The sequence below is a fragment of the Burkholderia sp. 10_S31 genome (assembly GCF_056930375.1).
Window position 1 is genome coordinate 1604983 of sequence record NZ_JBXOWK010000003.1, and the last position, 26283, is coordinate 1631265.

The following is a 26283-nucleotide window of genomic DNA, read 5'->3' on the forward strand; positions in this document are numbered from 1 at the left end:
CGAACGACGCGCGGACGTTGCAGACTACGCGGCGTACCGGCATCGGTGATGCGTTCACTCGCATCGCAGCATGCCGCCCGACGTTCACCGGATTCACGGAGTGCCATGAAGTTTCCCACGCTGCTGACGCTCGGCTGTGCCGCCACGCTGCTCACCGCCTGCAACCTGCTCCACGACGGCCCCGGATCGAGCGACGTCGACGCCGCGGTGCGCCGCGCGCTCGAAGCGGAAAACCACGGCGGCCTGAACGCGCTGTTCGGCCAGCCGCTGCCCGTGTCGGCCGACGTGATCTCGGCGAAGCCCGACGGCGACTGCAAGAAGGTCGGCGAACGCACCTATACGTGCAACGTCGTGGTCACGTGGCGCAACAGCGATTACGCGCCGTCGCGCGCGAACCTCACCTTCGTCAAGGCCGCCGACGGTTCGTGGCAGACCTCGGGCGTCGACGCCGCGATCGCAACGGGCGCCGCCAAGTCGCTGATCGACAGGATCGGCAAGGCGTGGCCGGGCAATGCGGCCAGCGGCGCGTCGGCGCCGCAGTAACGCGTGCGCGACGGGCTTCGTCGCGCTTTCTTCCTTCCGAGTACGGTCCCGGCGAGCGGGGGCCGCACCGTCCTTATTCCGACACCGACGCCCGGCGAACCGCTGACCATGGCGGCAACGGCCCGCGTGCCGCCGTGCGGGTCACGCTGCGGTCGGCGGCCGCCACCGACCGCACCGTCATCGGTGCGGTCTGCGCCGGGCGACCTGACGCGGTCGAGCCGTCGGCATCCGCCAATCCCGCACGATTGCTCGACATGCGCGTCGGCGGCACGGATGGCGTGAGCAGAGAAAAAGGGGGCAAACGCGGCCGGATATCGATCGACCCCATCCCCGGTATGCGGACCGACATATAGGGAAAACCCTTAATTCGCGCTATAATCACGGCCTAGAAGAAAGGTCGAACCATGCCCGAACGTTTCCAATCCCTTGAAAAGTTTGTATTTTCCCTCGTCGTGATGTCCGCGGTCGTCTGCTCCGCATTCCTCGCGTACGAGCGTCATCCCGAGATCAAGATCGCGCTGCACGAAGGCGAAGCGCTGATGCGCGAAAGCGCCAAGTATTCGGTCATCTGCTCGCCGTCCAAGGTCGATCCTTGCGTCGAGATGTCCGCTTACTGAGCCCCGCCTCCCGCTGACGCATTCCCGCTGATTCCCGCCGACGCGCGGCCGATGGCCGACACGCGCCGGCGGCGCGCATCGCGCACTCGCGCGCACCGGTTCCGGTCGCGCGTCGCCTGACCATCGCTTCCCCGATTCTCCGATTCCGCTGCGGCGTCCTGCCCGCAACGCGTCTTCCTGTCGATCAGCAACGGCCGGCGTGCCATCCGCGCGAAGGCGGCCGCGTCGATCAGGTTCCGGGTCGCCGGCGTGAGCGGGCAATGCAGCGTGATCACGTCGCTGTCGCGCAGCAGCGTGTCGAGCGGCACATGGTCGCCGCCCCGCGCATCGCCGTGCGCGGCGAACAGCACGCGCATGTCGAGCGCACGCGCGATGGCGGCCACGGCCCGACCGAGCACGCCGTCGCCGACGATCCCGAGGGTCGAGCCGGCCAGATCGCGGATCGGATGATCGAAGAAGCAGAACTGTCCGCTGTCGAGCCAGCGTCCCGCGCGCACCGCATCGCGATACGCGACGAGGCTGCGCCGCAAGGCAAAGATCAGCGCGAACGTGTGCTCGGGCACCGTGCGCGCCGCATACCCGCGAATGTTGCTGACGACGATGCCGCGCGCCGCGCACGCGTCGAGGTCGACGATGTCGGTGCCCGTCGCGGCGATCGCGACCATCCGCATATGCGGCGCGGCGTCGAGCATCGCCGCGTCGAGCCGGACCTTGTTGGTCACGACGATGTCCGCGTGGCCGATGCGCGCGGCCACTTCGTGCGGGGCCGTCCGTTCGAAGGTCTGGAGCGTGTGCGGAAACGGGAACGGCTTCAGCACGGTCTGCGGCGACAGCGTCGCGCGGTCGAGAAACACGATCTTCGCGGGTGAACAGCTGGAAAACATGGCGGGCCTCGCTGACGGGCGCCCGGCGGGCGCGCAACGGCAATGATTCTGCCGACGGCGCGCGGGATCGGGCTTGATCGTTGCGCGAGTGCGCTTTCCCGCATGGAAAGGCCGGCGCTCCATCGCATGTGGAGCGGCGCGGCGTCTCCTGATTCACCGCCTTGCATGCCTTTCCGTTCGGGAAAGGCTGGTTGAGCATCGATCGATTTTCGCCGGGCGCGAACGCCGTCATGATCGCCGTCATCGACAACACGATTTCATCGGAGACAGACATGACGCGACCCCTGGACGGAATCCGCGTGCTGGAACTCGGCCAACTGATCGCCGGGCCGTTCGCGGGCCGGATGCTCGCCGAATTCGGCGCGGACGTGATCAAGGTCGAGCCGCCCGGCGTCGGCGATCCGCTGCGCAAATGGCGGCTGCTGCACGACGGCACGTCGGTCTGGTGGGCCGCCCAGTCGCGCAACAAGACCTCGCTCGCGCTCGACCTGCGCACCCCCGAAGGGCAGGACGTCGTGCGCCGCCTCGTCGCCGAGACCGACGTGCTGATCGAGAACTTCCGGCCCGGCACGCTCGAAGGCTGGGGGCTCGGCTGGGAGACGCTGTCCGCGATCAACCCCGGGCTCGTGATGCTGCGCGTGTCGGGCTTCGGCCAGACCGGCCCGTATCGGGACCGGCCGGGCTTCGGCGTGATCGCCGAGGCGATGGGCGGCCTGCGGCACCTGACGGGCGAACAGGGCCGCACGCCGGTGCGCGTCGGCGTGTCGCTCGGCGATTCGCTGTCGGCGCTGCACGGCGTGATCGGCATCCTGCTCGCGCTGCGCCATCGCGAGCAGCAGGGCGGCAAGGGGCAGGTCGTCGACGTCGCGCTGTACGAATCGGTGTTCAACATGATGGAAAGCCTGCTGCCCGAGTACTCGGCGTTCGGCGCGGTGCGCGAGGCGGCCGGCAGCAGCCTGCCCGGCATCGCGCCGACCAACGCGTACCGCTGCCGCGACGGCAAGTACGCGCTGATCGCCGGCAACGGCGACAGCATTTTCCGGCGCCTGATGGAACTGATCGGGCGGCCCGATCTCGGCAATGATCCGGCGCTCGCGCACAACGACGGGCGCGTCGCGCAGGTCGCGCGCATCGATGCGGCGATCGGCGAATGGAGCGCGCGGCACGACCTCGACGGCGTGCTGGCTGCACTGAACGACGCGCGCATCCCGTCCGGGCGCATCTACGACGTCGCGGACATCGCGGCCGATCCGCATTACCGCGCGCGCGACATGATCGTCGACGCGGCGCTGCCCGATGGCACGCCCGTGCTCGTGCCGGGCATCGTGCCGAAACTCGGCGCGACGCCGGGACGCATCGAGCGTCCCGCACCCGCGCTCGGCGCCGATACCGACGCGGTACTCGAATCCATCGGCATCGATGCCGCGACGCGCGACGACTGGCGCACGCGCGGCGTGATCTGAACCGACCACCGGGACGACGACATGAGCAAGCATCTCCAACGACTCTACATCCACGAAGTCGCCACACGCGACGGTTTCCAGAATGAAGCGGCGTTCGTCGACACCGACGACAAGATCGCGCTCGTCGACGCATTGAGTGCATGCGGCTACGCGAAGATCGAGGTCACGTCGTTCACGTCGCCGAAGGCGATCCCCGCGCTGCGCGACGCGGAGGCCGTGATGCACGGCATCGTGCGCACGCCGGGCGTCGTCTATACGGTGCTCGTGCCGAACGTGCGCGGCGCGGAACGCGCGCTGTCGTGCGGCGTCGACGAGGTGAACCTCGTGATGTCGATGAGCGAAAGTCACAACCGCGCGAACCTGCGGATGACGCGCGAGCAGTCGTTCGCGCAGCTGCGCGACGTGATCGATGCGGTGCGCGGCTCGGGCGTCGCGCTCAACGTGTCGCTGTCGACCGCGATGGGTTGCCCGATGGAGGGCGACGTGCGCGACGAAACCGTGCTGGCGTGGATGCAGCGCTTCGCGGATCTCGGCGTGCACGGCTTCACGCTATGCGACACGACCGGCATGGCATATCCGTCGCAGGTGCGCGCGCTGGCCGAGCGCGCACGCGAGCGCTTCGGCGCGCTGCAGCTCACGCTGCACTTTCACAACACGCGCGGGATGGCGCTCGCGAACACGCTCGCCGCGCTCGACGCCGGCATCGACCGCTTCGACGCGTCGCTCGGCGGGCTCGGTGGCTGTCCGTACGCGCCGGGCGCGACCGGCAACGCGTGTACCGAGGAGCTCGTGCACATGCTCGAACTCGACGGCTACGATACGGGCGTCGACCTCGCGGCCGTGCTCGCCGCGGCCGCACGGCTGCCCGCGCTGATCGGACACGACGTGCCGAGCCAGATCCTGAAGGCCGGGCGCCGCTCGGACCTTCATCCGCCGCCGCGCGCCGAAGCCGGCAGCATGCCGGCGCAGCGGGCTTTCTCGTGAACAGCCGTGAACAGGAGCAAATCACATGGCGCTGATTGACCACCTCGACCACCTCGTGCTGACCTGCGTCGATCCGCAGCGGACGAAGCATTTCTATACGGAAGTGCTGCAGATGCAGCTCGAGACCTTCGGTGCGGGCCGGCTCGCGTTCCGCTTCGGCAACCAGAAGATCAACCTGCACGTGCGCGGCGCGGAGTTCGAGCCGAAGGCGCACGTGCCGGTGCCCGGCGCGCTCGACCTGTGCTTCATCGCGTCGGTGCCGCTCGACGACGTGATCGCGCATCTGCAACGCGTCGAATGGCCGATCGTCGAAGGGCCCGTCGAGCGCACCGGCGCGACGCAGAAGATCCGGTCGGTGTACGTGCGCGACCCGGACCTGAATCTGATCGAGATTTCCGAGTTGATCTGAGTGGCTTCGCGTGGTGGTCGTCGTGCCGTCTCATCGCGCCGGTCCGTCCGTTCGCGCATGCGCCGGCACGCGGCGCCCGCCGCGCGACAGTCCGCCGCCGAAAGCGGACAGATGCGCGCCGCACCCGCCGATTCCGGATAGCCGGCCCCGGTCACGCTGCGGATAATGGTGCGACAGCGTCGGCCCGTCCGTCGCCATCGCAGCGGGCACCGCGAACGTCCCGCGTATCCGCAATCCGATCCAGGCGCTTCCCGAATGACGATCCTTTATCGCGGCATGGACCGCGCGGCGCTCGACGCCGCCTACCTGAACACGAAGGCCATTCCCGATTTCCCGGCCGTGCTCGCATCCTGCCAGGCACGCAGCAGGGCGCTCTACGATGCGACGTCCGGGCAACGCGACCTGCGTTACGGCGCGGGCCCCGCGCAGCGTTTCGACTGGCTGCGCTGCGGGCGGCCCGACGCGCCGCTGTTCGTGTTCATTCACGGCGGCTACTGGCAGCACTGCGCGAAGGAGGATTTCGCGTATGCGGCCGCCGGGCCGCTCGCGTGCGGCTTCGACGTCGTGCTCGCCGAATACACGCTCGCGCCGGCCGCGTCGATGACCGACATCGTCGGCGAGATCGGCGCGCTGCTCGACCGTCTCGCGGCCGATCCCGACCGCATCGGCACCGCTGGCCGGCCGATCCACCTGAGCGGCCACTCGGCCGGCGGCCACCTGACGGCCGTGCATCGCGCGCATCCGGGCGTCGTATCGGCGCTTGCGATCAGCCCGCTCGTCGATCTCGAACCGATCTCGCTCTGCGTGCTCGACGACAAACTGAATCTGACCCAACAGGAAATCGCCGCGTACAGCCCGCTGCGTCATGTCGGGCCCGGCGCGCCGACCGTCGTCGCGGTCGGCGCGGCCGAGCTGCCCGAGCTCGTGCGCCAGGCGCACGAATACGCGGACGCATGCGAGGCGGCCGGCGAACGGATCGCGCGCGCATGGCTGCCCTGCATGCGGCACTTCACGGTGCTCGACGATCTCGCGAAACCCGATAGCGCGATGCTCGCCGCGTTGCAGGCGATCGCGCCACGCTGACCGCGTCGTATTGCACGCATTCGCTACCCGTTCACACCCGTTCGCGCCGCGCGCGGCCGGGCGTATGATCGGCATCAGGCCGATCCGGCGCCGTTCGCCCGCGCCGCACGGCTTTCCCCAGGACCCTCATCATGGTGAACCCGCTTCATTTCGATCTGCAGTCGCTGCGCGTGTTCGCGCTCGTCGCCGAGCACGGCAGCCTGACCAAGGCGGCCGAACACGGCCAGCTCACGCTGTCCGCGGTCAGCAAGCGGATCGCCGAGCTCGAAGGCGTGACCGGCAGCGCGCTGTTCGTGCGGCATGCGCGCGGCGTCGAGCTGACGCCCGCGGGCCGCGCGCTGCTCGACCATGCGGCGAAGGTGATCGAGCAGGTCAACCGGATGGCGCACGAGATGAGCGACTACGTCGCCGGCGTGCGCGGCCACATTCACGTGTGGACCAATACGTCGGCCATCGTCCAGTTCCTGCCGGCCGATCTCGCCGCGTTTCTCACCGACAATCCGGGCATCAAGGTCAGTCTGGAGGAGCGGCTGAGCCACGAGATCGTCGACGCGCTCGCGTCCGGCAAGGCCGATCTCGGCGTGTTCGCGGACAACGTGCCGGCGCCCGGCATCGACCGCCGGCTGTACCGGCGCGACGAGCTCGTGCTGCTCGTGCCGCGCGGGCATCGCTTCGCCGCGCTCGACAGCATCCGCTTCGCGGATACGCTCGATGAAGACTACGTCGGCCTGAGCGATGGCAGTTCGCTGCTCGCGCGGATGACCGACGCCGCGTTCGCGGCCGAGCGCTCGCTGAAGCTGCGCATCCAGGTATCGAATTTCGATGGCGTGAGCCGCATGATCGAGGCCGGGCTCGGGATCGGCGTGCTGCCGCGCGATGCGGTGACCGGCGAGCGCGCGGCGCGGCTCGGCGTCGTGAAGCTCGACGATGCGTGGGCGACGCGCACGCTGTGGGTCGGCGTGAAGGCCGGCAGCGTGCTGACCACCGACATCGCGAAGCTGTTCGATTTCATGTCGGCGCGCTGAACAAGCGGAACGCGCCGCACGCGCGATGCACGGGGCACGCATTCGCACGCCCCGTGCCGGTCGCCGCGTCAGACCGGATTGATGTCGTCCTGGCTGCGCCGCGTGGTCAGCGGCCCGAGCACGCGCAACGTGACGGCGACGATACCAAGCGCAACCGAGATCACGCCGAACATCGCCCCCGCGCCGTGTTCGGCCAGCACCGGCAGCAGCACGAACGGCAGCACGCCGCTCACGATGCGCGACAGTGCGTACGTGCTGCCGATCGCGGTCGAGCGTACGCGCGCCGGGAAGATCTCCGCCTGGTACACGTGATACGCGTTGCTGAACACGTTCGACGCGCAGGTCGTCAGGAAACCGAAGCAGACGATCAGCACCGTATTGCCCGAGTACGCGAAGCACAGCCCGAACGCTGCGATCGACAGGATCGACACGATCACGAGCGTGCGGCGCTCGATCCAGTTCAACAGCGGAATCGACAGCAGCGAGCCGATCGGATAGCCGATGAACGACAGTGCAATGAACAGCGTGCTGTCCGTCACGTCGAAACCGCGGCTCTTGACGACCGTGCCCGCGAGCGTGCCGAAGCCGTAATAACCGAAGCCCTGGAACAGGTGGAACACGGCGAGCATCAGGTAGCGCGTGCCATAAGGCCGGCGGCGCAGCAGCGCGATGCGCTCGCCGAGGCTCAGCGGGCGCTGCGGTTCGGCCGACGCCGCGAACTGCTCGGGCACACGCACGCCGGCGCTGTCCGCGAAGCGCCGCGCGGCGGCATGCGCGTCAGCCGTGCGGCCCTGCGCGAGCAGCCAGCGCGGGCTTTCGGGCAGCCGCTGCTGGACCACCAGCACGTACACGGCACCAAGGCTGCCGATCGCGAGGATGATGCGCCAGCCGGCCACGCCCGCGATGTGCAGCGGGTTCAGCCATAGCGCCAGAAAGCCGACCAGCGGCACCGCGACATACGAAGTCGTATAGGCCCACGCGGCGAGCCGCCCGCGCTTGTCCTTCGGCAGGATTTCCGACAGGAAGCTGTCGGCGACCGGGTAAATCGCCCCGACGCCGATGCCCGTCAGGAACCGGCATGCGACCAGCATGTCGGCATTCACCGAGAACGCGCCGATCAGCGAGAACGCGCTGTACCAGACGAGCGTCAGCAGGAACGCCTTGCGCCGGCCGATGCGGTCCGCGAGGCTGCCGAGACACATCGCGCCGACGAACATCCCGATGAATGCCGATGCCAGCAGCAGCTTGAAATCGGCGCTTTGCCGGCTCAGCCCGTATTCGTTCTGCAGCGCGGAACCGATCGTGCTGACGAGGAAGATCTCGTACATGTCGAAGAACAGCCCGATGCCGATCACCCAGACGACGAACCGGTGCAGCGCACCGACCGGCAGGTCGTCCATGAATTCGCCGAGCGTGATGCCGCGGGCGGGAAGGGTGGTCGCATCGGCGCCGGCCCGGGCCGCGGGCGGTACGGCGGATGCGGGCGCGCCCGCGGTACCGCCAAGGTTGAGGGATTGGCTGTTCATCGTGTCTCCTGATTATCGATTTGCCGTGGCGCGACGCCCGGCCGTTCGCGACCGGCCTTGCGGCTCCGGCCGCGCGACGCGACGCACACGTGCCCGCCACGCCCGCGAAAGGCCGGATGCGCGGGTGGCGCCGATCGTCCGAAACATGGTGGGCGAATTTGCGCGGCGCGATAATTGCGGATGCTTCAAGCATCCTTTCCTGCGCAGAAAGGCTGCGCAACGCCCGCGGGACGGGCGTCGGGCGGGACGATGGCGGCTGCGGGAACGCAGTGGCAGGGAAAACCATGAGCGGTGTGGCGCCCATTCGGCGATCGGGGGAAGCCATACCGCGCGGCTCGGTATCGACAGCGTCGCCCGGCGCCGCTCAACGGATCGGCGGGCTTCGGTTCCCGCACTCGTCAGCGTCTAGCGATCGATGTGACTCACAAGGCGCGATCGTCGCCATTCATGGCGACGCGCACGGATCGGAACGTCCGGCCGTCGTGGTCGCGCCGGCACCGGCACCAGCACCAGCACCAGCACCAGCACCGGCATCGGCGTCGGCCCGTTCACCCAGGACCGTATCGGACGCAACGGCCTGCAACCTTGCCGCCAGATCGGGCGCGATGCCGAGTTGCGCGGCCGCGTGCTCCCGTGGGCCGAATGTGCGGACGTCGACACCGGCGATCTGCTGGAACAGCACGAGCGCGCTCAGGTAAGCGCCCGGCACGCCCGGATGCAGATAGTCGGGCCGCGAGATCGGCGGGTCGTTCTGCGCGCGCATGCCGTACCACAGCAGCGGCGCGCCGGACGGCGCATACGGGTCGGGATCGGCGACACCGGTCGACCATGCGCGCTGCCACGCGCGTCCGACCGGTGCGACTGCCACGATCGACGGATCGGCGCGGCGCGCGCCTTCGTATGCATCGCGATACGCGGCGACCAGATCGGCGAGACGATCGGCGTAACGTGCGCGAAAACCGTCGCTGCCCGGCTCGCCGGCGAGCGCTTTCGCGAGATCGGCGCGCGGCCAGGTTTCATACAGATAGACCCGCGCTCGCGGCGCCGCCGCACGAATGCCGCGCGCCAGCTTCGCGACGCTCGCGCAGAAACCGGCCGGATCGCTTGCGCGGCTGTGCGTGAGCGCGAACGGCAGCGGCTTCGCGCTCAGTTCCTGCAGGACGACCACATCCCAGGTGGGCCGGTCGATCACGTCCGATGCAACACGGTCATGCTTCGCGAGACTCGTCGCCGACATCGCCTCGAGGTGAACCTCATAGTCGAGCCCGGCTTCGACGGCAAGGCGCGCGAAGATGCCCGGAATTCCGCCCCACGGACCCGGCTCGTGTTCCGCGCGCGCACCGGTCTGCCCGACGTTTTCGTCGGCCACCTCAGCGGTGCCGTCGGCCGCCTGGCTGCCGGTGCGCATCGCGCCGTACGAACGCACGGGCGTGTAACGGCCGTGCGTGAGGCTGTCGCCGACGAACAGGATGCGTAGCGGGGCGTGGGCGGCCGGTGCAGGCGACCCGCCCGGCGAATCCGCGGCAGAGGCGGCCGTCGCCGGCCCGGCGGCCAGCAACGCGGCGATGCACGTCAGTGCGCAACGCGTGATCGGGCAACGGAACGAGGGCACGGCAGGCATTTCGGTCATCGCGGGGTTCCGGAAGGACGCGTGGCCGAAGTATTTCACGAAGCGGCTCGGCGGGGCCGACGAACCGCCGCCGAGCGCGTACGGTAGACTGCTCGCTGCTTTTCCCCGTCAATGACACGACCACTCGCGCACACCTGCACGCCATGGACCGAATCGATGCGATGAAGGTGTTCGTCGCCACGCTGGACGAGGGCAGTCTCGCGGGCGCGAGCCGCCGTCTCGGCCGTTCGCCGGCGGCGGTCAGCCGCGCGATCGCGTTTCTCGAGGCGCACACGGGCACCGCGCTGCTGTACCGGACCACCCGGACGATTCGCCTGAGCGAAGCCGGCGAACGCTACGCGGCAGCGTGCCGCCGCATCCTCGCGGATCTCGAGGAAGCCGACATGCTGATCGCCGACGAACGCTCGGCGCCGCGCGGCCTGCTGACGGTCACCGCACCGGTCGCCGCGGGAGAGGACGTGCTGCGCGCGCTGCTCGACGAATTCATCGACCGCCATCCGGCCGTGTCGATTCGCCTGCAGTTGCTCGACCGTCCCGTGAGCCTGATCGACGAGGGGATCGACGTCGCGCTGCGCATCGCGCACCTGACGGATTCGACGCTCGTCGCGATTCCGGTCGGCACGGTGCGCCGCGTCGTCGTCGCGTCGCCCGATTATCTGGCGAACCATCCGCCGATCACCACGCCGGCCGATCTCACCCGGCACCGGATCATCTCGATGACGCACTTCGGGCTCGATTCATGGAGCTTCCCGCCGTCCGGCCAGTCGGCGCTGCCGCAGGTTGTCCCATTCGCGCCGCGCTTCATCGTCAACACGATCCGCGGTGCAGTCGCGTCGGCGCTCGCCGGCCACGGCGTCACGCGGCTTTTCTCGTATCACGTCGCCGAGCACGTCCGGGACGGCGCGCTGCGCATCGTGCTGCGCGACAGCGAGCACGCGCCGCTGCCGATTCATCTCGTCACACCTTACGGACGACTGTCGGTGCCGAAGGTGCGGACATTCGTCGATTTCGCCGCACCGCGATTGCGCGAGCACTTCGCCCGGCTGGCCACCATCACCGATGGAGATTGAACCGCATTGCGGAAGAATGGCTTCCGCATCGCGTGGATTCTCCCGATATCCGGTTCAATTTAGACTTCCTTCAACCGACGGACGCACGTGCGGCCGTCCAGCGAATGGAGGTCCTCATGCAACAAGCGCTTCTCGACCGGCCGCATGCCCCCGCGTTCAACGTGTGGCGCGGCACGGTGTCCGGCGCCAGCGCGAGCCTGATCGGCATCGGCCTGGCGCGATTTGCGTACACGCCGCTGCTGCCCGCGATCATCGGCGCGCACTGGTTTCCCGCCGCGACGGCAGCCTATCTCGGCGCGGCCAACCTCGGCGGTTACCTGGCCGGCGCGCTGATCGCCGGTGCACTCGCGCGTCGCGCCGGCTCGACCGCCGTGCTGCGCGCGATGATGCTGCTCGCGACGCTTGCGTTCGTCGCCTGCGCGGTGCCCGTATCGTTCCTGTGGTTCTTCGTCTGGCGCTTCGCATCCGGCCTGTCGGGCGGTGCCCTGATGGTGCTCGCCGCGCCCGTGATCCTGGCGCACGTGCCGCCGGCGCGCCGCGGTTTTGCGAGCGGCGGCATCTTCACCGGGATCGGTCTCGGCATCGCGGCGTCGGGCACGATCGTGCCGATCCTGCTGCGGCAGGGGCTCGCCGCGACATGGCTCGGGCTCGCGGTCGTGTCGCTGCTGCTGACCGCCGTCGCGTGGCACGGCTGGCCGGCGGACGATGCGCCGCCCGCCGCGGCCGTCGCGCCGTCTGCCGCACACGCGCGCAACCTGCCGACCGGCAGCCTGCGCGCGCTGTACGTCGAGTACGGTCTCAATGCGGTCGGGCTCGTCCCGCACATGATCTTCCTCGTCGACTACGTGGCCCGCGGACTCGGCAAGGGCGTCGACGCGGGCGCGCAGTACTGGGTGCTGTACGGCCTCGGCGCGATCGTCGGGCCGCTCGCGTGTGGGCATCTGGCCGATCGCGCCGGCTTCGGCCGTGCGCTGCGCATCGCATTCGCGATCGAGGCCGTCGCCGTGGTGCTGCCGCTGCTCGGGATGGGATCGGCCGCGCTGATCGTATCGAGCATGCTGGTCGGCGCGTTCACACCCGGCATCGTGCCGCTCGCACTCGGACGCGTGAATGAACTGCTCGCCCATCATCCGTCGGTCGCGAAACGCGCATGGCGCAGCGCGACGACCAGCTTCGCGATCATGCAGGCGGTGGCCGCCTACGGTCTGTCGTACCTGTTCGCATCGAGCGGCGGCCGTTACGAAACCCTGTTCGCCGTCGGCGGCGCCGCGCTGCTGCTCGCGCTCGTGGTCGATGTGGCCTGCACGGCGACGGCGCGATGAGCACGACCGTCCAGGCACCGGCCGCGGCGCTCTCCGGCCGGTCCGCCGCAAGCTACGCCGAACGCAATGCGCGCTACTGGCGGCGCAATCTCACCGTGTGCGTATTCGGTTCGTTCACGACGCTCGTCAGCCTGAGCATGCTGCTGCCGTTCCTGCCGCTGTATGTGCGGCAGCTCGGCGTCGACGCGCAGTCGGCCGTGATCGAATGGTCGGGCGTCGCGTTCGGCGCGACGTTTCTCGGCACGGCCGTGACCGCGCCGCTGTGGGGCCGTCTCGCGGATCGCTTCGGCCGCAAGCCGATGCTCGTGCGCGCGGCGCTCGGGATGGCCGTCGTGATGTCGCTGATCGGCGTCGCGCATAACGTCCAGGAACTCGTTGCGCTGCGGCTCGTCGCCGGGCTCGTCGGCGGCTATGCGTCGGCGTCGACCGTGATGGTCGGCACCCAGGCGCCGCGCGAACGCGCGGGCTGGGCGCTCGGCATCCTGTCGACCGGTGCGCTCGCCGGCAACCTGGTCGGGCCGCTCGTCGGCGGGCTGCTGCCGGGCTGGCTCGGCATTCGCGGGACGTTTTTCGCGGGGGGCGCGATGATCGCCGTCGCCGCGCTGCTGACGATCTTCATCGTAAAGGAAGACTTTCGCGCGGACACCGACGCGCAGGCGCGACAAGCCCGCGCAACGACGGCGGACACGGCACGGCGCACCGATCGCGCGGCGGTCGCCGCGCTCCTTGTGACGGCGATGATGGTGCTGCTCGCGAACATGTCGATCGAGCCGATCATCACGGTCTACATCGGCGGGCTCGGCGTGGACGGCAGTCACCTGGCGCGCGTCGCCGGCGTCGTGATGGCCTGTTCGGCACTCGGCAGCGTGCTCACCGCCGCGCGGCTCGGCGCGCTCGCCGACCGGATCGGCAGCTGGAACGTGATCGTCGGCTGCCTGCTTTTGACCGCGCTCGCCATGCTGCCGCAGGCGTTCGTCACGCACTGGTGGCAGCTCGCGGCACTGCGGGTGCTGATGGGGATGACGCTCGCCGGGCTGCTGCCGGCGATCGGCAAGCTGGTCCGCCAGTCGGTCGACGAGCGCGCGACGGGCCAGATGCTCGGCTACCTGCAATCCGCGCAGTTCTGCGGGCAGGTGATCGGCCCCGTGATCGGCGGACAAATCGGCGTCGCGCTCGGTCTGCATTCGGTATTCTTCGTGACGGCCGCGCTGCTGACCGCCTGCGCGGGGCTCGCCTGTCGCGTACGCAGTCGATAAAGCCGGCGCGGGCCGAACCGGGGGGTGGCGGACTGGCGTAGCATGGGCGCAGTTGCGGGGAAGCCGCTGCGCGCACCGTTCGAACATGACGATCCGCGAACGTATCGCGCCTCGCGCGAGCCGGCGTCAACGCCCGATCGGCCGCCGCATTCGCCATCGCTTTTGCATGACCGGCCCGGCTGCACGCGACGTGCCGTGAACGCGCCGCGTGCCGAACCTGACCCAGCCGCTTCGGCTCTGGCCGCAGCATTCCGATCCCGGACGTTGCAGGAGACAACGACATGAATCAACCGACCGACAACCGGACGCTGTTGCGCACGCTCGGCATCCGCACCCCGATCATCCAGGCGCCGATGGCCGGTGTCAGCACACCTGCGCTGGCGGCTGCCGTATCGAACGCGGGCGGGCTGGGCTCGCTCGGCGTCGGCGCGACGAACGCCGACGGCGCGCGCAAGATGATCCGCGACACGCGCGCACTTACTGACCAGCCGTTCAACATCAACCTGTTCTGCCACCAGCCGGCCCGTGCCGACGCAGCGGTCGAACGCGCGTGGCTCGACTGGCTCGCGCCGGCGTTCCGCGAACAGGGCGCGACGCCACCGGTGTCGCTGTCGGAGATCTACACGAGCTTCGTCGCGGACGATGCGATGCTCGCGATGCTGGTCGAAGAAAAGCCGGCGGTCGTGAGCTTTCATTTCGGGTTGCCGTCCGATGAGGCCATTGCCGTGTTGAAGCGTGCGGGCATCACGCTGTTCGCGGCCGCGACGAATCCCGACGAAGCCCGGCAGATCGCCGCGGCCGGCATCGATGCGATCGTCGCGCAGGGCATCGAGGCCGGCGGGCACCGTGGCGTATTCGACTCGACGGTGCACGACGACCGGCTTGGCACATTCGCGCTGACGCGCCTGCTCGTGCGCGAATGCGCGCTGCCGGTGATCGCCGCCGGCGGCATCATGGACGGCGACGGCATCGCCGCGGCGCTCGCGCTCGGCGCGCAGGCCGCGCAGCTCGGCACCGCGTTCGTCGCGTGCCCGGAGACCTCGATCGACGACGGCTATCGCCGCGCGATCCTCGGCAACGCGGCGCACCGCACGACGTTCACGACCGCGATTTCCGGCCGGATCGCGCGCGGCATCGCGAATCGGCTGACCGCGCTCGGCGACGATCCGCACGCACCGGCCACACCGGCCTATCCGATCGCGTATGACGCCGGCAAGGCACTGCATGCGGCCGCCAAGGCGAAAGGCGAGTTCGGCTACGGCGCGCAGTGGGCGGGGCAAGCGGCACCGCTCGTCCGGTCGCTGCCGGCTGCCGAACTGTTCGCGACGCTCGAGCGCGAGACGCGAGCGGCCATCGCGCGGTTGCAGCACGTGCTGGACTGATTCCCGGGCCGCGTGCCACACATGCCGGCGCTTGGCAAATGCGCTGCAACGCCACCGCAACGCACATCGCCGGCAACAAAATTGCAATGTTCTGTATCTGCGCGCCGCATGGATACAGCGCGATACAACGCATGGGCCCGGGCCCGCTATAAAGCAGACATGACCACTTGAGGAGCACGACATGTCTGCGACATGGTTCTACGGATCCTGCCACTGCGGCGCCGTGAAATTCGAAGTCCGGACCGCGCTTGCGCCGGCGGTTCGCTGCAACTGCAGCCTCTGCCGCCGCCGCGGCGCGCTGATGAGCCCGATGTTCGATGCGGCCGACCTCAAGATCGTCGCGGGCGAGGGCGCACTGACGCGCTACCGCTTCAACACGCACACGGCCCGCCACTATTTCTGCAGCCGGTGCGGCATCTATCCGTTTCACCAGACGCGCAAGGATCCCGCGTGCTGGCGCGTCAATCTCGGCTGCCTCGAAGGCGTCGATCCGTACGCGCTCGACGCGGCAGTCGCCGACGGCGCGAGCCTTTCCGTCGTGGAGGACGCATGAAACGCTGGCTGATGATCCTGCTGTTCGCCGCGGGCGGCCTTGCCACCGAAATCGCGCATCCGGTGCAGTGCTCGCTGCTGTCGATCAGCCGGCAGCGGACCGGCAACCGCCGCGGTCGAAACGACGTCGGCGGGGGCTGAGCGCGAGCAGACACCGTACATATCGCATCCTGTTGATCGGAAGCGATAGTCATGCTTCCGATAAGATCGCACGCGATATATAATGCGCTCATCTGCGACCGATCCCGTGTCGATGGAGGACGCTCATGAAACCAACCGAAGCACAATCGCCCGCCACGCCGAAACTGTCCGAGTTCCTGTGTTTTGCGATCTACTCGACGAACCTCGCATTCGGCAAGGCATACAAGCCGATCCTCGAGGAGCTCGGTCTCACGTACACGCAATACATCACGATCATCGCGCTGTGGGAGGAGGGCAACCAGACGGTCGGGCAGCTCGGCGAGAAGCTGTTCCTCGAATCGAACACGCTGACGCCGATCCTGAAAAAGCTCGAGGCGATGGGTTATCTGGAGCGACACCGCGATCCGTCGGACGAGCGCCAGGTGCTCGTGAGCCTGACGAAAAGCGGCCGCCGCGTGCGCGAGAAGGGGCTCGACATGAACCTGGTCGAAGCCACCGGGTTGAAACCCGACGAATTCGCGAAGATGCAGAAGGCGATCGTCACGCTGCGCGGCAACCTGATCGATTCGATCGACGAGTAGACGAACCGATTCAGCATCGATGTCGAGCCGGCGGGGTGTTTTCGCCGGCTCCTTCGCCATTTCCGCAAGTCGCCCGCGATCAGGTCCGGCACACCGGCTCTTTACGGCTTGCTCCCGGGTTGCTCCGTCCGGCCGTCTTCGCGCCCCAACACCAGCAGATGCATGTCGCGACGCATCGCGAAGCCAAGGGCCCGATAGCGCTCGATCGCGACGTGATTCGACGTGAGCACGTGCAGGAACGGCGTTTCCGCCCGCGCGAGGATGGTCGCGATCAACGAGCGGATCAGCCCGGCCGCGAGGCCCTGGCCCCGAAACGCGGCATCCACGCACACCGCGCTGATCTCCGCATGGTCGCCTGCCTTCAGCCGCTGACCCACCATCGCCACGAGCCGGCCCTGTCTGCGTACACCGATATAACCGCCGAATTCGATCGTGCGCGTGCCGAAGGGCCCCGGTTCCGTCGCCGCGATCAGCTCGAGCATCTCCGGCACGTCAGCGTCCGTCAACCAGACATGCTCCAGAGGATGCGCGTCGTCCAGCGTTCCCTGCCAGATCATCTGATGCAGCACCGCACGCCGGACCACGGAACAGCCGGCCGGCGTCGGGATCTCGTCCGGCGTGACCAGTGCCGCCGGACCGTGCGCGTCGATCAGTGCGCGCAGCGCATCGAACGCGCCCGCGCTGCGCTCGGCCATGCCGGCAAACGGCGCAAGCGCCGGAGGGAATCGCCGCGCAAGCGCATCGCCGAGTGCAAAACAATGCTGCTCGCCGGTGAGCGCATTCCAAACGACGTTGTCGAGCGGATGCGACCCGCCTTCTTCATGCCCCGTCGTCGCTTCCCGCATTGCCCGCTCCTTGATTGAAGGCCGTCCGCCGCACAGCATAAACGCGATCGCCGACGCAGGTTGGCAGGCAAAATAAAAAGGCGCACACGATTACATCGCATGCGCCATATTTGACGGACGATATCGCCGATTTCGTCGCGACGTTCAATGTCCGGAATAGATCGAGCGCTCCGCCGTGCGAATCGTGCTGCGACTGCCGGACTGCGTCGCGCCGTCGGCGTTGCCGCCATAACCGGCTGCCTGCGTGTCGGCCACCGTCGCACCGTTGTCGCGAACCCGCTTCAGCGCTGCCTGCAGGTTGTCCGGATAGTTCGGATCGTTCGCGCGATTCGGCAGATAGCCAGCCTGCTGGAGCGCGGCCAGCTCCGCCCGCACTTGCGCACGCGTCACGGTGCTGTCGGCCGCAAAGGCCGGGGAGGTCACGGAAGCCGATACGGCGACGAGCAGGGCTGCAATCAGTTGGGTCTTCATCATTCACCTCGATAGAAAAGCGTGTATTCAGGTTGCGCGCGGCACGCCGGCAATCGGCGCCGATCGCGGTTTCGTTCAATGGCCGAAGTAGATCGAGCGCTCGGCGACATGCGTGACGGAACGGCTGCCCGACTGCGTGACGGCGGCGGCGGCGCTGCCATAACCGGACGTCGCCGTGTCGGCCGCGACGGTGCCGTTCGCGTCGATACGCGTCAGCGCGGCTTGCAGGTCGTCCGGATAGTGCGGATCGTTCGCACGGCCCGGCTCATAGCCGGCTTGCTGCAGTTGCACGAGCTCGGCGCGCACTTGAGCACGCGTCACGACGACGTCATTGGCAAAGGCCGGCGCGGCAACGGCAGCGGACACGGCAACGAGAACGGCAGCGATCAGTTGGGTTTTCATCATTCACCTCGACAAGAAAATGGCAGGACATTCGTGAAGGCGGCGCCTGGCCGCCCGATGCAACACATCAGACGATGCGAATCTCGACGTCGATGTTGCCGCGCGTCGCCTTCGAATACGGGCAGGTCTGATGTGCGGTATCGACGATGTGCTGCACGACGTCGCGATCGAGCCCCGGCACGCTCACGTTCAGGCGGGCCTGCAGGAAGTACGCGTTGCCGCCCATGCCCAGGTCCACTTCGGCGTCGACCGCGAGGTCGACCGGCAGCGTCACCTTCGCCGCACGCGCTGCAAGCTGCATTGCGCCGATGAAGCAGGCCGACCAGCCGGCCGCGAACAGTTGTTCCGGGTTGGTGCCCGTGCCGGCGCTGCCCGGCGACGACAGCTGGATGTCGAGACGGCCGTCGGAACTGCGCGCCGAGCCGTCGCGGCCGCCGGAAGTCGTGTGCGTCTTGCCCGTGTACAGCACTTTTTCGATCTTGCTCATCTTTCACTCCGTCAGGTTGGAAGGTCTTTCTCAGATGCGATTCGATCGCATGCGATGCAGTTTCGTCGAAGCACCTCTCACCGTCAAGCGGATTCGATTAAATCGTATGCGATATTTTGTATTGCAATGTATCTGGATTGCGTCGTGCCTTATGGGGCAAGGCCTTTCGGTGATATAGCCCTTATTTTGAGAAGGCGACGCGCAGGGGGAAATTTCACGGCGGGCAGGGCAGACGCCCGCCGGAATGGCCGTTGCCTCGGTGGCGGCAACCTGATTAAACCGGACGAATTTCGGCGATCACGACCAGGATCACGGCCGCGTCGGCCGGCAACTGCCGCTGGGAGAAGGCCGAGCGCGCGTGTCCCGCCTTGTCGCCCAGCACTGCGGCGAACAGGTCGGAAGCGCCGTCGATCACGGTCGGCTGGCCGTGGAAGCCGTCGGCCGACGCGACGTGGCCCTCGACCCGTACGATGTGATGCAGGCGGTCGAACCCGCCCAGGTGCCGGTGGATCTGCGCGAGCACGTTCAGCGCCGCGAGCTGCGCCGCGTGCCGGCCGTCATCGACGCTCAATTGTTCGCCGACGCGGCCCGTATAGGCAACCTTGCCGTCGACGAGCGGCAGTTGCCCGGACACGAACAACAGGTTGCCGGCTTCGCTGACGGCCGTATAGCTGCCGAGCGGTTGCGGCGGTTCGGGTAGCGTAAAGCCGAGTTCGGCCAGCTTTTGTTCGATCGTCATCGCGTTCTCCTTCGGGAATGGTTGATAGGTCGGCCGCAGCGGAAGCATCGCGCGCCAGGACCTCTGTTGATCACTCTAGTGAGGCGGCCGGGGCCGGTAAATATCGTTTGCGCAATTGATTCGACACACGATGTAACGAATCGCACGCGGCACGAAACGATGCGAACGCACGCCGGCGAAGCCGCCCGGTGCCGCCTGCCGCGCTCGCGGTTCGCTGGTTTCCCGCCCGGGATTCATGCACACTCGTTGCCTCGACGCCCCGCGATGGAAGTACCGGATACGGCAGGAGCCCCCCCTCATGCAACGAAAATTCGACGACCTCCTGCTCGGCAGCATCGAGCTGTTCTGCATGGCAGCCGAACTCGGCAGCTTCACGCTCGCCGCGACTGCTGCGAGCGTCACGCCGGCCGCTGTCAGCCGCTCGGTCGCGCGGCTCGAGGAGCGTCTCGGCGTACGGCTGTTCGTACGGACGACGCGGCAGATCCGCCTGACCGATTCCGGGCGGCGCTACTTCGAACAATGCCGTGCAGCGCTGTCGCAACTCGTCGACGCGGAGCGCGAAGCCACGGGCCAGCAGGCGACGCCAGCGGGCGTGCTGCGCATCAGCATGCCGACGCCGTACGGACACTATCGCGTGCTGCCGCTGCTGCCCGCGTTTCGCGAGCGTTATCCGGACGTGCAGGTCGAAACGCACCTGAGCAACCGCAACATCGACTTCGCCGAGGAGGGCTTCGACCTTGCGATCCGCGGCCGCGCACCGGCGGATTCGAGCCTCGTCGCGCGCAAGCTGGAGGATGCCGAACTCGTCGTCGTCGCGACGCCCGGCTACCTGAAGCGCGCCGGCATGCCACGCGCCGTCGACGATCTGCACATGCACGAATGCATCCAGTTCGAACTCCCGAGCAGCGGCCGGCCGATTCCGTGGTTGTTCAGCGACGGCTCGGCGGAAATCGAAATCGCGACCACCGGCGGCTACGGCGCGTCGGGCGACGTCCTCGCCGGCGTCACGCTCGCACGCAGCGGCGCGGGCCTGTTCCAGACCTATCGCTTCATCGTCGAACGGGATCTGCGGGAGGGCACGCTCAAGGAGGTGCTGTCCGGCCAGGGCGGGCGATCGCGGCCGTTCATGCTGCTGTATCCGCATGCACGCTATCTGTCGTCGCGCGTGCGCGTCTTCGTCGACTTTCTCATCGAACATCTGGCGCAGGCGCCCGGCAAGCGGGCGCGCTAGCCGCGTCCAGCCACGCCGGCAGCGGCGCGGCTGCGCCGGTAGCGGACCGCGTCGCGCCGTCCGCGCCAGCGCGTTCTTGCTGCCTTGCCGCTCAGTGCCCGGCGCTCTGGCCGCCGTCCACATGCAGGATCTCGCCGGTGACGAACGGCGCCGAATCGAGATACAGGATCGCGCCGACGATGTCGCTCATCTCGCCCATCCGGCCGACCGGATGCAGCGATGCGAGCGTCGCATGCGTGTCGGGTGCATGCATCGGCGACTTGATGATGCCGGGCGACACGGCGTTCACGCGGATGCCGGCCTTCGCATACTCGATTGCGAGCGACTTCGTCGCCGCATTGAGCCCGCCTTTCGTCAGCGATGCGAGCACCGACGGTACGTTGCTGTTCGCGTGGTCGACGAGGCTCGTCGTGATACTGACCACGTGTCCGCCGCCGTGCTGCTGCATCGCCGCGATTGCGCGCTGCGTGACGTGGAAGAAGCCGTCCAGGTTCACACGGGTGACGGCAGCATAGTCGTCCGCCGAGTATTGCGTGAACGGCTTCGCGATGAAGACGCCGGCGTTGTTGACGAGCGTGTCGACCCGGCCAAAGCGCTCGATGGCGGTGTCGACCACGCGCCGCGCGAGCGCCGGGTCGCCGATGTCGCCCGCGACGGTGACGAGATCGGGATCGTCCGACGGCCCGATCGAACGGGACGTCGCGACCACCCGATGGCCCTGTGCGCGGAATGCGCTGACCGTTTCAGCGCCGATGCCTTGCGATGCGCCGGTGACGATAATGACTTTGGAAGTGCTCATGATATGCCTCGACAGGTGACTGGTTTTCGGCTTCAGTGCCGCCCGGATCGATGAATCCGATGGACCAGACTCTAGGCGCGTCGGGCCGGAGTTCGAACACCCACCATGGACCAATAGTCTTGCGTCGCGGGAACAAATGGAGGAAGTGCGGGGACGGCCGCGGCGATGCTCGGTGCGACGGCGTGTTGGCGGGAAGATCGGCGTGATCGCCTACGAGCCGGCAATCGTGCGACGTCGCGCGTCCAAGCGTCGTGAATTCGGAGGTTTTCGCAGTCAAATACCGCGAACGCGGCACGCTGGATGTTCGTAACACGCCGGGCATTTCGGCTCTTTATCGATACTATCGAGATAACTTTTCTTATCACAATAGATTCATTATTTTCACAAACTGTCGAATCTGAAAACGCGCCTGACCGCACCTTCACACGCATCGTCGGACGGCTCCCAAAAGCGGATCAGGGCAGGGCTGTCGCGCGCATGCACATGCTCGGCACGCTATCCAGCACTCCGGACGCGGCTAAAACTAAAACTGGCACAATCCCGCCGACATCCGCAGATGCGACCCAATATCGCCCGCGCCGGACGATGCCGATCCGTTCATGCCGGACGCTTGCTTCGACCGGCACAGCACATGCACACACGCAGGACGCGCGGGCACCGGCGCCAACTGAATGCAAGCGCCGTCAAATGGCCGGCGCGCGACATGCCTGGCACTACGGCGAGACGAACTAGAGAACGGGGCGGATCGATGCCTCCGGTTTCGGGCTGCCAGGGCGGCGCTCGACGCGTGGGACGCGCGGCGCTTGCCGTCGATCTGGATCAGTTCACCCAGGCACGCCCGCCGTGCTCGTGGCTGATAGACCTTCGGCGGTCGTTGCCGGCGTGGCACCCACAAACCAGCTTCCGTCATCAGCCGCCGTACCGTTTCCTTGGCGAGCTGGATGCCGTGGCATTCCCGAAGCTTCTCGCACGCTAGTGTCGGCCCGAAATCGGCGTAGCGATCCCGGATGATCGTCAGGGCCCGCTGGGCCAACTCCGCATCCAGCCGCCGGTTGCCAGGACCGCCACGCTTGCGCGAGGTCAGGCCCACCGCGCCAGACTCCCGGTATCGAATCACCAGCCGCTCGATCTGCCGGACCGTCAGGCCCAAGCGTTCGGCCGCGCGGCCAGGCTTCACGCCCAAATCCACTACGGCCTGGATTACCTTCAGACGGTCGAGTTCTCTCATGTTCAATGTCACCAGTGCTGTTCGGTGCATCGCCGGCTCCATGATCTGACGGGGAGCCGGCAAGCTTACCGAGGTCCAAACGCGACATTTCTAAATGGCTAGAACACGACATTTCTAAAAAGCTACTACAAGATTTAACGTTGATAACTATGATTATGTCAAATCTCGAATTTCCTCAAAATCACCGCTGAAAATCCCGACCGGACGCCGCCGGAATCCCGTCGCCAAAGCCGCTGTTTTCCATCCAGCAAGAACCCGGCCCGGGCCAAACCGACAACACGCGACATCCCCCGACGGACGCCTGCCAGACGCCGTCTCCATCCACCGCAAACCGTCCGCAACACGACGATCAGGACAACCACATCCCTTGCATCTTGTGCGAGAAATGCGCGCGCTCGGCCGTCTCCATCAGCGACAGGAATTCGTCCTGCATCATGTGGATCAGCGCTTCGTGGTCGCCGGCCTCGAAATACACTTCCGGCTGCTGCGCGAGATGCTCCTCGAGGAACGTCTTCATCCCGTACGCCATGCACACTGGCGGCAACGCGCCCAGGTCGCAATCCTTGAACAGTTCGCGCAGTTCGATTTCCCGGGCGAGCACGAGATGGCGGCCGGTCTTGACCCAGAGATCCGACAGCCGCACCGCGTGCGACGTCGGCAGCACGGCGGCGACGTAGCCTTCGTCGTCCTCGAGCAGCACGGTTTTCGCGAGGCGATCGCCGGGGATATGCGCGGCGGCGGCCGTCTCCATGCTGGTATGGCTATACGGGTGGTACACGACTTCGTACCGCGATGACTTCTGGCGCAGGCAATCCTGCAGGGTGGCTGATACAGGCATGGCACACCTCGTCTGGATGAATCGGGCGAACGAAGTTCGCTCCGGATTCGTTCAGCATAGGTCGCATTGCGGCCAATGGAAACGCCCTTGCAGCGGCTCTCGCACGGACGGCTCGACACTCGGCTTCGGCCCCTTTTTCGATAACGCGACCGCCCTCGCCGGCATGTGAAATCCCGGCCCGGGATACGCGTCCCCATTCACTTGCCGGCCCCGCCTTTCCTGCAGACAAGACTGGCGATGCGCCATCTGGCGCGATAACGCAAACCCATGCGACGGCGGAGCCGCAATAGACCGTTAGTTGCATTTATGAAAAGAGTGTCGAGATGCCGAAATCATCTCGACAAGCCATGAGGAATCGGCCGGTCACGCACCGGCAAGCTGCCACGAACCGCGCCGACAAAGACCGGCCCGCGCCCTATACTGAGCCAGGCGCCCGCCATCCCGCGGCGGTCGATTCCGGGAGCGACCATGCATTACCAGTTGATCTACGAACTCGTCGACGATTACCTGTCCCGGCGCGAACAGTACCGCGCCGAGCACCTTGCCCTCGCGCGGGCGGCAACCGAACGCGGCGAGCTCGTGCTCGCCGGCGCATTGCAGGATCCGGCCGACCAGGCCGTGCTCGTGTTCGAGGGCGATTCGCCGGAAGCCGCCGAATCGTTCGCGCGCGCCGATCCGTACGTGCAGAACGGCCTCGTCAAGTCGTGGCGCGTGCGGCCGTGGCGTGTCGTGGTCGGCAAGCACGCACCGCACTAGGGCGTCGCGGCTACAACCACCCCGCCCGCTTGAAGCGCCACCACAACGCGAGATCGGCCGCAACCATCACCGCGATGCAGCCGTAGAAACCGTACTTGAGGTGCAGTTCGGGCATGTTCGCGAAGTTCATCCCGTAGATACCGGCGACCATCGTCGGTATCGCGAACAGCGCGGCAAACGAGCCGAGCCGCTTGGTCACCTCGTTCTCCGCGAGCGAGATCATCCCGAGGTTGACCTGGATCGCGGTCACGACCATTTCGCGCCGCCCTTCGATCGTCTTCACGATCCGCTGCAGGTGGTCGTACACGTCGCGGAAGTAATGTTCCATGCCGCTGCAGACCTGCGGAATGCGACCGCCGGTGAGCTTCGCGAGCGGCTCGATCAGCGGCGCCGTGTGCTGGTACAGCATCACGAGCCGGCGTTTCAGCGAATAGAGATCCTCGATGATCGCGCGCGACGACGCGGGCGTGGCCTTCGTGAAGATGCGGTCCTCGAGTTCCTCGAGTTCGATGCCAAGCGTCTCGAGAATCGGGAAATAGCGGTCGACGACCTGGTCCATCAACGCATAGAACACGAACGCCGAGCCTTCCTGCAGCAGATGCGGTTCGCGCTCGCAGCGCTTGCGCACCGCGCGGAAATCCTGCTCGGTATGGTTGCGGATCGACAGCACGTAGTTCGGGCCGACGAACACGTTCAGTTCGCCGACCTTGAATTCGCCGTCATCGTCGAGCTCGACCGTATGCAGCACCGCGAACAGCGAATCGCCGTACTCCTCGATCTTCGGGCGCTGATGCCCCTTGCGGGCATCCTCGAGCGCGAGTTCGTGCAGCCCGAACTCCTCGCCCATCAGGTCGATCTCGTCCGGTGTCGGATCCTTCAGCGCGACCCACACGAAACACTCGGGCTTCGACACGTAGTCGCTGATGGCGTCGATATCGATGTCGGCCAGCTTGCGGCCGTCCTGGTATGCAGCACAATTGATCAGCATATTGTCCGTGATGTTGCCGTTTCCGCATCAGTTTACCGGTTTGCCGCGTGGACGGCCCGGCTTGCGCGGCGCGCCGATATTGGTCATGATCGAACTGCATGCGCCGCAGCGCGCGCACGGCAACGCTTCGGCATTCCGCATTCGCACGGCATGGCCGTGCTGCCCAACCGTCAAGGAGGCAGGCCCATGTGGTATTTCTCGTGGATACTCGGCATCGGCGTGGCGCTCGGCTTCGGCATCATCAACGCGATGTGGCTGGAGGCGGAAGTGTTCTCTCGCGACGACAAGCGCACCGACGCATCGCGCGCGGGCTCGGGGAGCCGGTATTCGTGACGCATCTGGTGTTCTTCTGCGGTCATGCCGGAACCGGCAAGACCACGCTCGCGAAGCGGCTGATCGGGCCGCTGATGCGCGCGACCGGCGAGGCCTTCTGCCTGCTCGACAAGGACACGCTCTACGGCCGCTACAGCTCGGCCGCGATGGGCGCCCTCACCTCCGATCCGAACGACCGCGACAGCCCGCTCTACCTGAAGCATCTGCGCGATCCCGAATACCAGGGCCTGCTCGACACGGCCCGCGAGAATCTCGCGCTCGGCATCGGCGCGCTCGTGGTCGGCCCGCTGTCGCGCGAAGTGCGTGACCGGCGCATCCTCGACCGCGCATGGCTCGGCATCGGGCCGGACGTCAAGCTGACGGTCGTGTGGGTCCATACGGCGGAAGACGTCGCGCACCAGCGAATCGTCGCGCGCGGCAATCCGAACGACGCGTACAAGCTCGCGCACTGGGACGAATACCGGCAACGCCGCTTCGTGCCGACCGGCCACGAATGCGACGGCATCGTGATGTTCGACAACACCGCGCCGTCCGACGCTGAGATCGATGCACTGCTGTACCGCATCGCGCCGCCAGCGCCGCAGACCACGATGGTTCCGCCGCTGCCCGCCTGAGCGACACGCACCGCTCTGCTCCCCCCTGCTTCGGCAAGCCCCCCAAAAAAACAACGCCGGAAGCGCTGTTGCGCTCCCGGCGTT

At 67.3% G+C, this 26283-nt stretch carries 28 protein-coding genes and 2 pseudogenes; 18 read left to right on the plus strand and 12 right to left on the minus strand.

The window, feature by feature from the left end; translation table 11 throughout:
• Positions 1-105 precede the first annotated feature (105 nt).
• The gene (locus AC1Z3W_RS27470) at positions 106-543 is read left to right on the plus strand and encodes a hypothetical protein (protein WP_057928951.1); all 438 of its coding nucleotides are present in this window, start codon (positions 106-108) and stop codon (positions 541-543) included.
• A gap of 404 nt (positions 544-947) precedes the next feature.
• Positions 948-1160, plus strand: a complete 213-nt coding sequence (locus AC1Z3W_RS27475) for a hypothetical protein (protein ID WP_014897011.1) — start codon at positions 948-950, stop codon at positions 1158-1160.
• A 179-nt stretch (positions 1161-1339) separates the two neighbouring features.
• On the opposite strand, the pseudogene AC1Z3W_RS27480 reads toward AC1Z3W_RS27475, so the two are convergent.
• Positions 1340-2044: pseudogene (locus AC1Z3W_RS27480) on the minus strand (NAD(P)-dependent oxidoreductase); the annotation flags it as partial.
• A 272-nt stretch (positions 2045-2316) separates the two neighbouring features.
• Here AC1Z3W_RS27480 and AC1Z3W_RS27485 point away from each other — a divergent pair.
• From AC1Z3W_RS27485 to AC1Z3W_RS27505, 5 genes are all read left to right on the plus strand, one after another.
• Positions 2317-3507, plus strand: coding sequence for a CaiB/BaiF CoA transferase family protein (locus AC1Z3W_RS27485; RefSeq protein WP_483508869.1), 1191 nt, complete (start codon positions 2317-2319; stop codon positions 3505-3507).
• Positions 3508-3528: 21 nt separating this feature from the next.
• On the plus strand, positions 3529-4491 hold the full coding sequence (locus AC1Z3W_RS27490) for a hydroxymethylglutaryl-CoA lyase (RefSeq protein ID WP_483508870.1): 963 nt from the start codon (positions 3529-3531) through the stop codon (positions 4489-4491).
• Positions 4492-4516: 25 nt separating this feature from the next.
• Positions 4517-4900, plus strand: a complete 384-nt coding sequence (locus AC1Z3W_RS27495) for a VOC family protein (RefSeq protein WP_124832996.1) — start codon at positions 4517-4519, stop codon at positions 4898-4900.
• 255 nt (positions 4901-5155) lie between these two features.
• A complete protein-coding gene (locus tag AC1Z3W_RS27500; RefSeq protein ID WP_483508871.1) occupies positions 5156-5983 on the plus strand; it encodes an alpha/beta hydrolase in 828 nt (275 codons plus the stop codon).
• A gap of 131 nt (positions 5984-6114) precedes the next feature.
• The gene (locus tag AC1Z3W_RS27505; RefSeq protein WP_124832994.1) at positions 6115-7008 is read left to right on the plus strand and encodes a LysR family transcriptional regulator; all 894 of its coding nucleotides are present in this window, start codon (positions 6115-6117) and stop codon (positions 7006-7008) included.
• 68 nt (positions 7009-7076) lie between these two features.
• On the opposite strand, the gene AC1Z3W_RS27510 is transcribed toward AC1Z3W_RS27505, so the two are convergent.
• Both AC1Z3W_RS27510 and AC1Z3W_RS27515 read right to left on the minus strand, forming a co-directional pair.
• Positions 7077-8534 (minus strand): MFS transporter, encoded by a 1458-nt coding sequence (locus AC1Z3W_RS27510; protein WP_124832993.1) that lies wholly within the window; start codon positions 8532-8534, stop codon positions 7077-7079.
• A 445-nt stretch (positions 8535-8979) separates the two neighbouring features.
• Positions 8980-10164, minus strand: a complete 1185-nt coding sequence (locus AC1Z3W_RS27515; protein WP_483508872.1) for a hypothetical protein — start codon at positions 10162-10164, stop codon at positions 8980-8982.
• A 143-nt stretch (positions 10165-10307) separates the two neighbouring features.
• Between AC1Z3W_RS27515 and AC1Z3W_RS27520 the strand changes: the two genes are divergently transcribed.
• The 7 genes from AC1Z3W_RS27520 (at position 10308) to AC1Z3W_RS27550 (ending at position 16468) form a co-directional block, all read left to right on the plus strand.
• The gene (locus AC1Z3W_RS27520; protein WP_057928944.1) at positions 10308-11234 is read left to right on the plus strand and encodes a LysR family transcriptional regulator; all 927 of its coding nucleotides are present in this window, start codon (positions 10308-10310) and stop codon (positions 11232-11234) included.
• A 116-nt stretch (positions 11235-11350) separates the two neighbouring features.
• A complete protein-coding gene (locus AC1Z3W_RS27525) occupies positions 11351-12556 on the plus strand; it encodes a YbfB/YjiJ family MFS transporter (RefSeq protein WP_483508873.1) in 1206 nt (401 codons plus the stop codon).
• Entirely contained in the window at positions 12553-13812 is a 1260-nt protein-coding gene (locus AC1Z3W_RS27530; RefSeq protein WP_483508874.1) for an MFS transporter, read from the plus strand. Before AC1Z3W_RS27525 ends, AC1Z3W_RS27530 begins: the two co-directional genes overlap by 4 nt.
• A 281-nt stretch (positions 13813-14093) precedes the next feature.
• Positions 14094-15194, plus strand: a complete 1101-nt coding sequence (locus AC1Z3W_RS27535; RefSeq protein ID WP_124832990.1) for an NAD(P)H-dependent flavin oxidoreductase — start codon at positions 14094-14096, stop codon at positions 15192-15194.
• Positions 15195-15375: 181 nt separating this feature from the next.
• Positions 15376-15747, plus strand: a complete 372-nt coding sequence (locus AC1Z3W_RS27540) for a GFA family protein (RefSeq protein WP_175826862.1) — start codon at positions 15376-15378, stop codon at positions 15745-15747.
• Positions 15744-15887, plus strand: a complete 144-nt coding sequence (locus tag AC1Z3W_RS27545) for a hypothetical protein (RefSeq protein WP_175826861.1) — start codon at positions 15744-15746, stop codon at positions 15885-15887. The genes AC1Z3W_RS27540 and AC1Z3W_RS27545 overlap by 4 nt, the downstream gene beginning before the upstream one ends.
• A 125-nt stretch (positions 15888-16012) precedes the next feature.
• On the plus strand, positions 16013-16468 hold the full coding sequence (locus tag AC1Z3W_RS27550; RefSeq protein ID WP_057928940.1) for a MarR family winged helix-turn-helix transcriptional regulator: 456 nt from the start codon (positions 16013-16015) through the stop codon (positions 16466-16468).
• Positions 16469-16569: 101 nt separating this feature from the next.
• On the opposite strand, the gene AC1Z3W_RS27555 is transcribed toward AC1Z3W_RS27550, so the two are convergent.
• The 5 genes from AC1Z3W_RS27555 to AC1Z3W_RS27575 all read right to left on the minus strand — a co-directional run bounded on the left by AC1Z3W_RS27555 (position 16570) and on the right by AC1Z3W_RS27575 (position 19412).
• A complete protein-coding gene (locus AC1Z3W_RS27555) occupies positions 16570-17313 on the minus strand; it encodes a GNAT family N-acetyltransferase (protein ID WP_175826860.1) in 744 nt (247 codons plus the stop codon).
• A 144-nt stretch (positions 17314-17457) separates the two neighbouring features.
• Positions 17458-17787, minus strand: coding sequence for a DUF4148 domain-containing protein (locus AC1Z3W_RS27560; protein WP_124832989.1), 330 nt, complete (start codon positions 17785-17787; stop codon positions 17458-17460).
• A gap of 72 nt (positions 17788-17859) precedes the next feature.
• Positions 17860-18186 carry a DUF4148 domain-containing protein gene (locus AC1Z3W_RS27565; RefSeq protein WP_483508875.1) on the minus strand — a complete coding sequence of 109 codons (327 nt, stop codon included), beginning with the start codon at positions 18184-18186 and terminating at the stop codon, positions 17860-17862.
• Positions 18187-18253: 67 nt separating this feature from the next.
• Entirely contained in the window at positions 18254-18673 is a 420-nt protein-coding gene (locus AC1Z3W_RS27570) for an organic hydroperoxide resistance protein (protein WP_057928937.1), read from the minus strand.
• Between the two features lie 274 nt (positions 18674-18947).
• Positions 18948-19412, minus strand: coding sequence for a RidA family protein (locus AC1Z3W_RS27575; RefSeq protein ID WP_057928970.1), 465 nt, complete (start codon positions 19410-19412; stop codon positions 18948-18950).
• Between the two features lie 298 nt (positions 19413-19710).
• Here AC1Z3W_RS27575 and AC1Z3W_RS27580 point away from each other — a divergent pair, with 298 nt between their 5' ends.
• Positions 19711-20643 carry a LysR family transcriptional regulator gene (locus tag AC1Z3W_RS27580; RefSeq protein WP_057928936.1) on the plus strand — a complete coding sequence of 311 codons (933 nt, stop codon included), beginning with the start codon at positions 19711-19713 and terminating at the stop codon, positions 20641-20643.
• 91 nt (positions 20644-20734) lie between these two features.
• On the opposite strand, the gene AC1Z3W_RS27585 is transcribed toward AC1Z3W_RS27580, so the two are convergent.
• The 3 genes and pseudogenes from AC1Z3W_RS27585 to AC1Z3W_RS27595 all read right to left on the minus strand — a co-directional run bounded on the left by AC1Z3W_RS27585 (position 20735) and on the right by AC1Z3W_RS27595 (position 23508).
• Complete coding sequence (locus AC1Z3W_RS27585) at positions 20735-21442, minus strand: SDR family NAD(P)-dependent oxidoreductase (protein WP_057928935.1); 708 nt, start codon at positions 21440-21442, stop codon at positions 20735-20737.
• Between the two features lie 805 nt (positions 21443-22247).
• Positions 22248-22676 (minus strand): annotated as a pseudogene (locus tag AC1Z3W_RS27590) (helix-turn-helix domain-containing protein); the annotation flags it as partial.
• 343 nt (positions 22677-23019) lie between these two features.
• Complete coding sequence (locus AC1Z3W_RS27595; protein ID WP_044848239.1) at positions 23020-23508, minus strand: aminoacyl-tRNA deacylase; 489 nt, start codon at positions 23506-23508, stop codon at positions 23020-23022.
• Positions 23509-23976: 468 nt separating this feature from the next.
• On the opposite strand from AC1Z3W_RS27595, the gene AC1Z3W_RS27600 reads away from it, so the two are divergent.
• Positions 23977-24264 carry a YciI-like protein gene (locus AC1Z3W_RS27600; RefSeq protein ID WP_057928933.1) on the plus strand — a complete coding sequence of 96 codons (288 nt, stop codon included), beginning with the start codon at positions 23977-23979 and terminating at the stop codon, positions 24262-24264.
• A gap of 10 nt (positions 24265-24274) precedes the next feature.
• On the opposite strand, the gene corA is transcribed toward AC1Z3W_RS27600, so the two are convergent.
• On the minus strand, positions 24275-25252 hold the full coding sequence (gene corA, locus AC1Z3W_RS27605; RefSeq protein WP_124832986.1) for a magnesium/cobalt transporter CorA: 978 nt from the start codon (positions 25250-25252) through the stop codon (positions 24275-24277).
• Positions 25253-25438: 186 nt separating this feature from the next.
• On the opposite strand from corA, the gene cydX reads away from it, so the two are divergent.
• Entirely contained in the window at positions 25439-25585 is a 147-nt protein-coding gene (gene cydX, locus AC1Z3W_RS27610) for a cytochrome bd-I oxidase subunit CydX (protein ID WP_124832985.1), read from the plus strand.
• Positions 25582-26199: a P-loop nucleotide/nucleoside kinase family protein gene (locus AC1Z3W_RS27615; RefSeq protein ID WP_057928931.1), complete on the plus strand. Its 618-nt coding sequence runs from the start codon at positions 25582-25584 to the stop codon at positions 26197-26199. Before cydX ends, AC1Z3W_RS27615 begins: the two co-directional genes overlap by 4 nt.
• Positions 26200-26283 lie beyond the last annotated feature (84 nt).

What these genes read in the sequence shown, in the direction of transcription:
- AC1Z3W_RS27555 (WP_175826860.1), bottom strand. Translation starts at nt 17,313, where the DNA reads ATGCGGGAAGCGACGACGGGGCATGAAGAAGGCGGGTCGCATCCGCTC.
- AC1Z3W_RS27585 (WP_057928935.1), bottom strand. Translation starts at nt 21,442, where the DNA reads ATGAGCACTTCCAAAGTCATTATCGTCACCGGCGCATCGCAAGGCATC.
- AC1Z3W_RS27575 (WP_057928970.1), bottom strand. Translation starts at nt 19,412, where the DNA reads ATGACGATCGAACAAAAGCTGGCCGAACTCGGCTTTACGCTACCCGAA.
- AC1Z3W_RS27560 (WP_124832989.1), bottom strand. Translation starts at nt 17,787, where the DNA reads ATGATGAAGACCCAACTGATTGCAGCCCTGCTCGTCGCCGTATCGGCT.
- AC1Z3W_RS27540 (WP_175826862.1), top strand. Translation starts at nt 15,376, where the DNA reads ATGTCTGCGACATGGTTCTACGGATCCTGCCACTGCGGCGCCGTGAAA.
- AC1Z3W_RS27580 (WP_057928936.1), top strand. Translation starts at nt 19,711, where the DNA reads ATGCAACGAAAATTCGACGACCTCCTGCTCGGCAGCATCGAGCTGTTC.
- AC1Z3W_RS27500 (WP_483508871.1), top strand. Translation starts at nt 5,156, where the DNA reads ATGACGATCCTTTATCGCGGCATGGACCGCGCGGCGCTCGACGCCGCC.
- AC1Z3W_RS27495 (WP_124832996.1), top strand. Translation starts at nt 4,517, where the DNA reads ATGGCGCTGATTGACCACCTCGACCACCTCGTGCTGACCTGCGTCGAT.
- AC1Z3W_RS27470 (WP_057928951.1), top strand. Translation starts at nt 106, where the DNA reads ATGAAGTTTCCCACGCTGCTGACGCTCGGCTGTGCCGCCACGCTGCTC.
- corA (WP_124832986.1), bottom strand. Translation starts at nt 25,252, where the DNA reads ATGCTGATCAATTGTGCTGCATACCAGGACGGCCGCAAGCTGGCCGAC.
- AC1Z3W_RS27545 (WP_175826861.1), top strand. Translation starts at nt 15,744, where the DNA reads ATGAAACGCTGGCTGATGATCCTGCTGTTCGCCGCGGGCGGCCTTGCC.
- AC1Z3W_RS27510 (WP_124832993.1), bottom strand. Translation starts at nt 8,534, where the DNA reads ATGAACAGCCAATCCCTCAACCTTGGCGGTACCGCGGGCGCGCCCGCA.
- AC1Z3W_RS27520 (WP_057928944.1), top strand. Translation starts at nt 10,308, where the DNA reads ATGGACCGAATCGATGCGATGAAGGTGTTCGTCGCCACGCTGGACGAG.
- AC1Z3W_RS27485 (WP_483508869.1), top strand. Translation starts at nt 2,317, where the DNA reads ATGACGCGACCCCTGGACGGAATCCGCGTGCTGGAACTCGGCCAACTG.
- AC1Z3W_RS27525 (WP_483508873.1), top strand. Translation starts at nt 11,351, where the DNA reads ATGCAACAAGCGCTTCTCGACCGGCCGCATGCCCCCGCGTTCAACGTG.
- AC1Z3W_RS27505 (WP_124832994.1), top strand. Translation starts at nt 6,115, where the DNA reads ATGGTGAACCCGCTTCATTTCGATCTGCAGTCGCTGCGCGTGTTCGCG.
- AC1Z3W_RS27570 (WP_057928937.1), bottom strand. Translation starts at nt 18,673, where the DNA reads ATGAGCAAGATCGAAAAAGTGCTGTACACGGGCAAGACGCACACGACT.
- AC1Z3W_RS27515 (WP_483508872.1), bottom strand. Translation starts at nt 10,164, where the DNA reads ATGACCGAAATGCCTGCCGTGCCCTCGTTCCGTTGCCCGATCACGCGT.
- AC1Z3W_RS27565 (WP_483508875.1), bottom strand. Translation starts at nt 18,186, where the DNA reads ATGAAAACCCAACTGATCGCTGCCGTTCTCGTTGCCGTGTCCGCTGCC.
- AC1Z3W_RS27535 (WP_124832990.1), top strand. Translation starts at nt 14,094, where the DNA reads ATGAATCAACCGACCGACAACCGGACGCTGTTGCGCACGCTCGGCATC.
- AC1Z3W_RS27530 (WP_483508874.1), top strand. Translation starts at nt 12,553, where the DNA reads ATGAGCACGACCGTCCAGGCACCGGCCGCGGCGCTCTCCGGCCGGTCC.
- AC1Z3W_RS27490 (WP_483508870.1), top strand. Translation starts at nt 3,529, where the DNA reads ATGAGCAAGCATCTCCAACGACTCTACATCCACGAAGTCGCCACACGC.
- AC1Z3W_RS27550 (WP_057928940.1), top strand. Translation starts at nt 16,013, where the DNA reads ATGAAACCAACCGAAGCACAATCGCCCGCCACGCCGAAACTGTCCGAG.
- AC1Z3W_RS27600 (WP_057928933.1), top strand. Translation starts at nt 23,977, where the DNA reads ATGCATTACCAGTTGATCTACGAACTCGTCGACGATTACCTGTCCCGG.
- cydX (WP_124832985.1), top strand. Translation starts at nt 25,439, where the DNA reads ATGTGGTATTTCTCGTGGATACTCGGCATCGGCGTGGCGCTCGGCTTC.
- AC1Z3W_RS27475 (WP_014897011.1), top strand. Translation starts at nt 948, where the DNA reads ATGCCCGAACGTTTCCAATCCCTTGAAAAGTTTGTATTTTCCCTCGTC.
- AC1Z3W_RS27595 (WP_044848239.1), bottom strand. Translation starts at nt 23,508, where the DNA reads ATGCCTGTATCAGCCACCCTGCAGGATTGCCTGCGCCAGAAGTCATCG.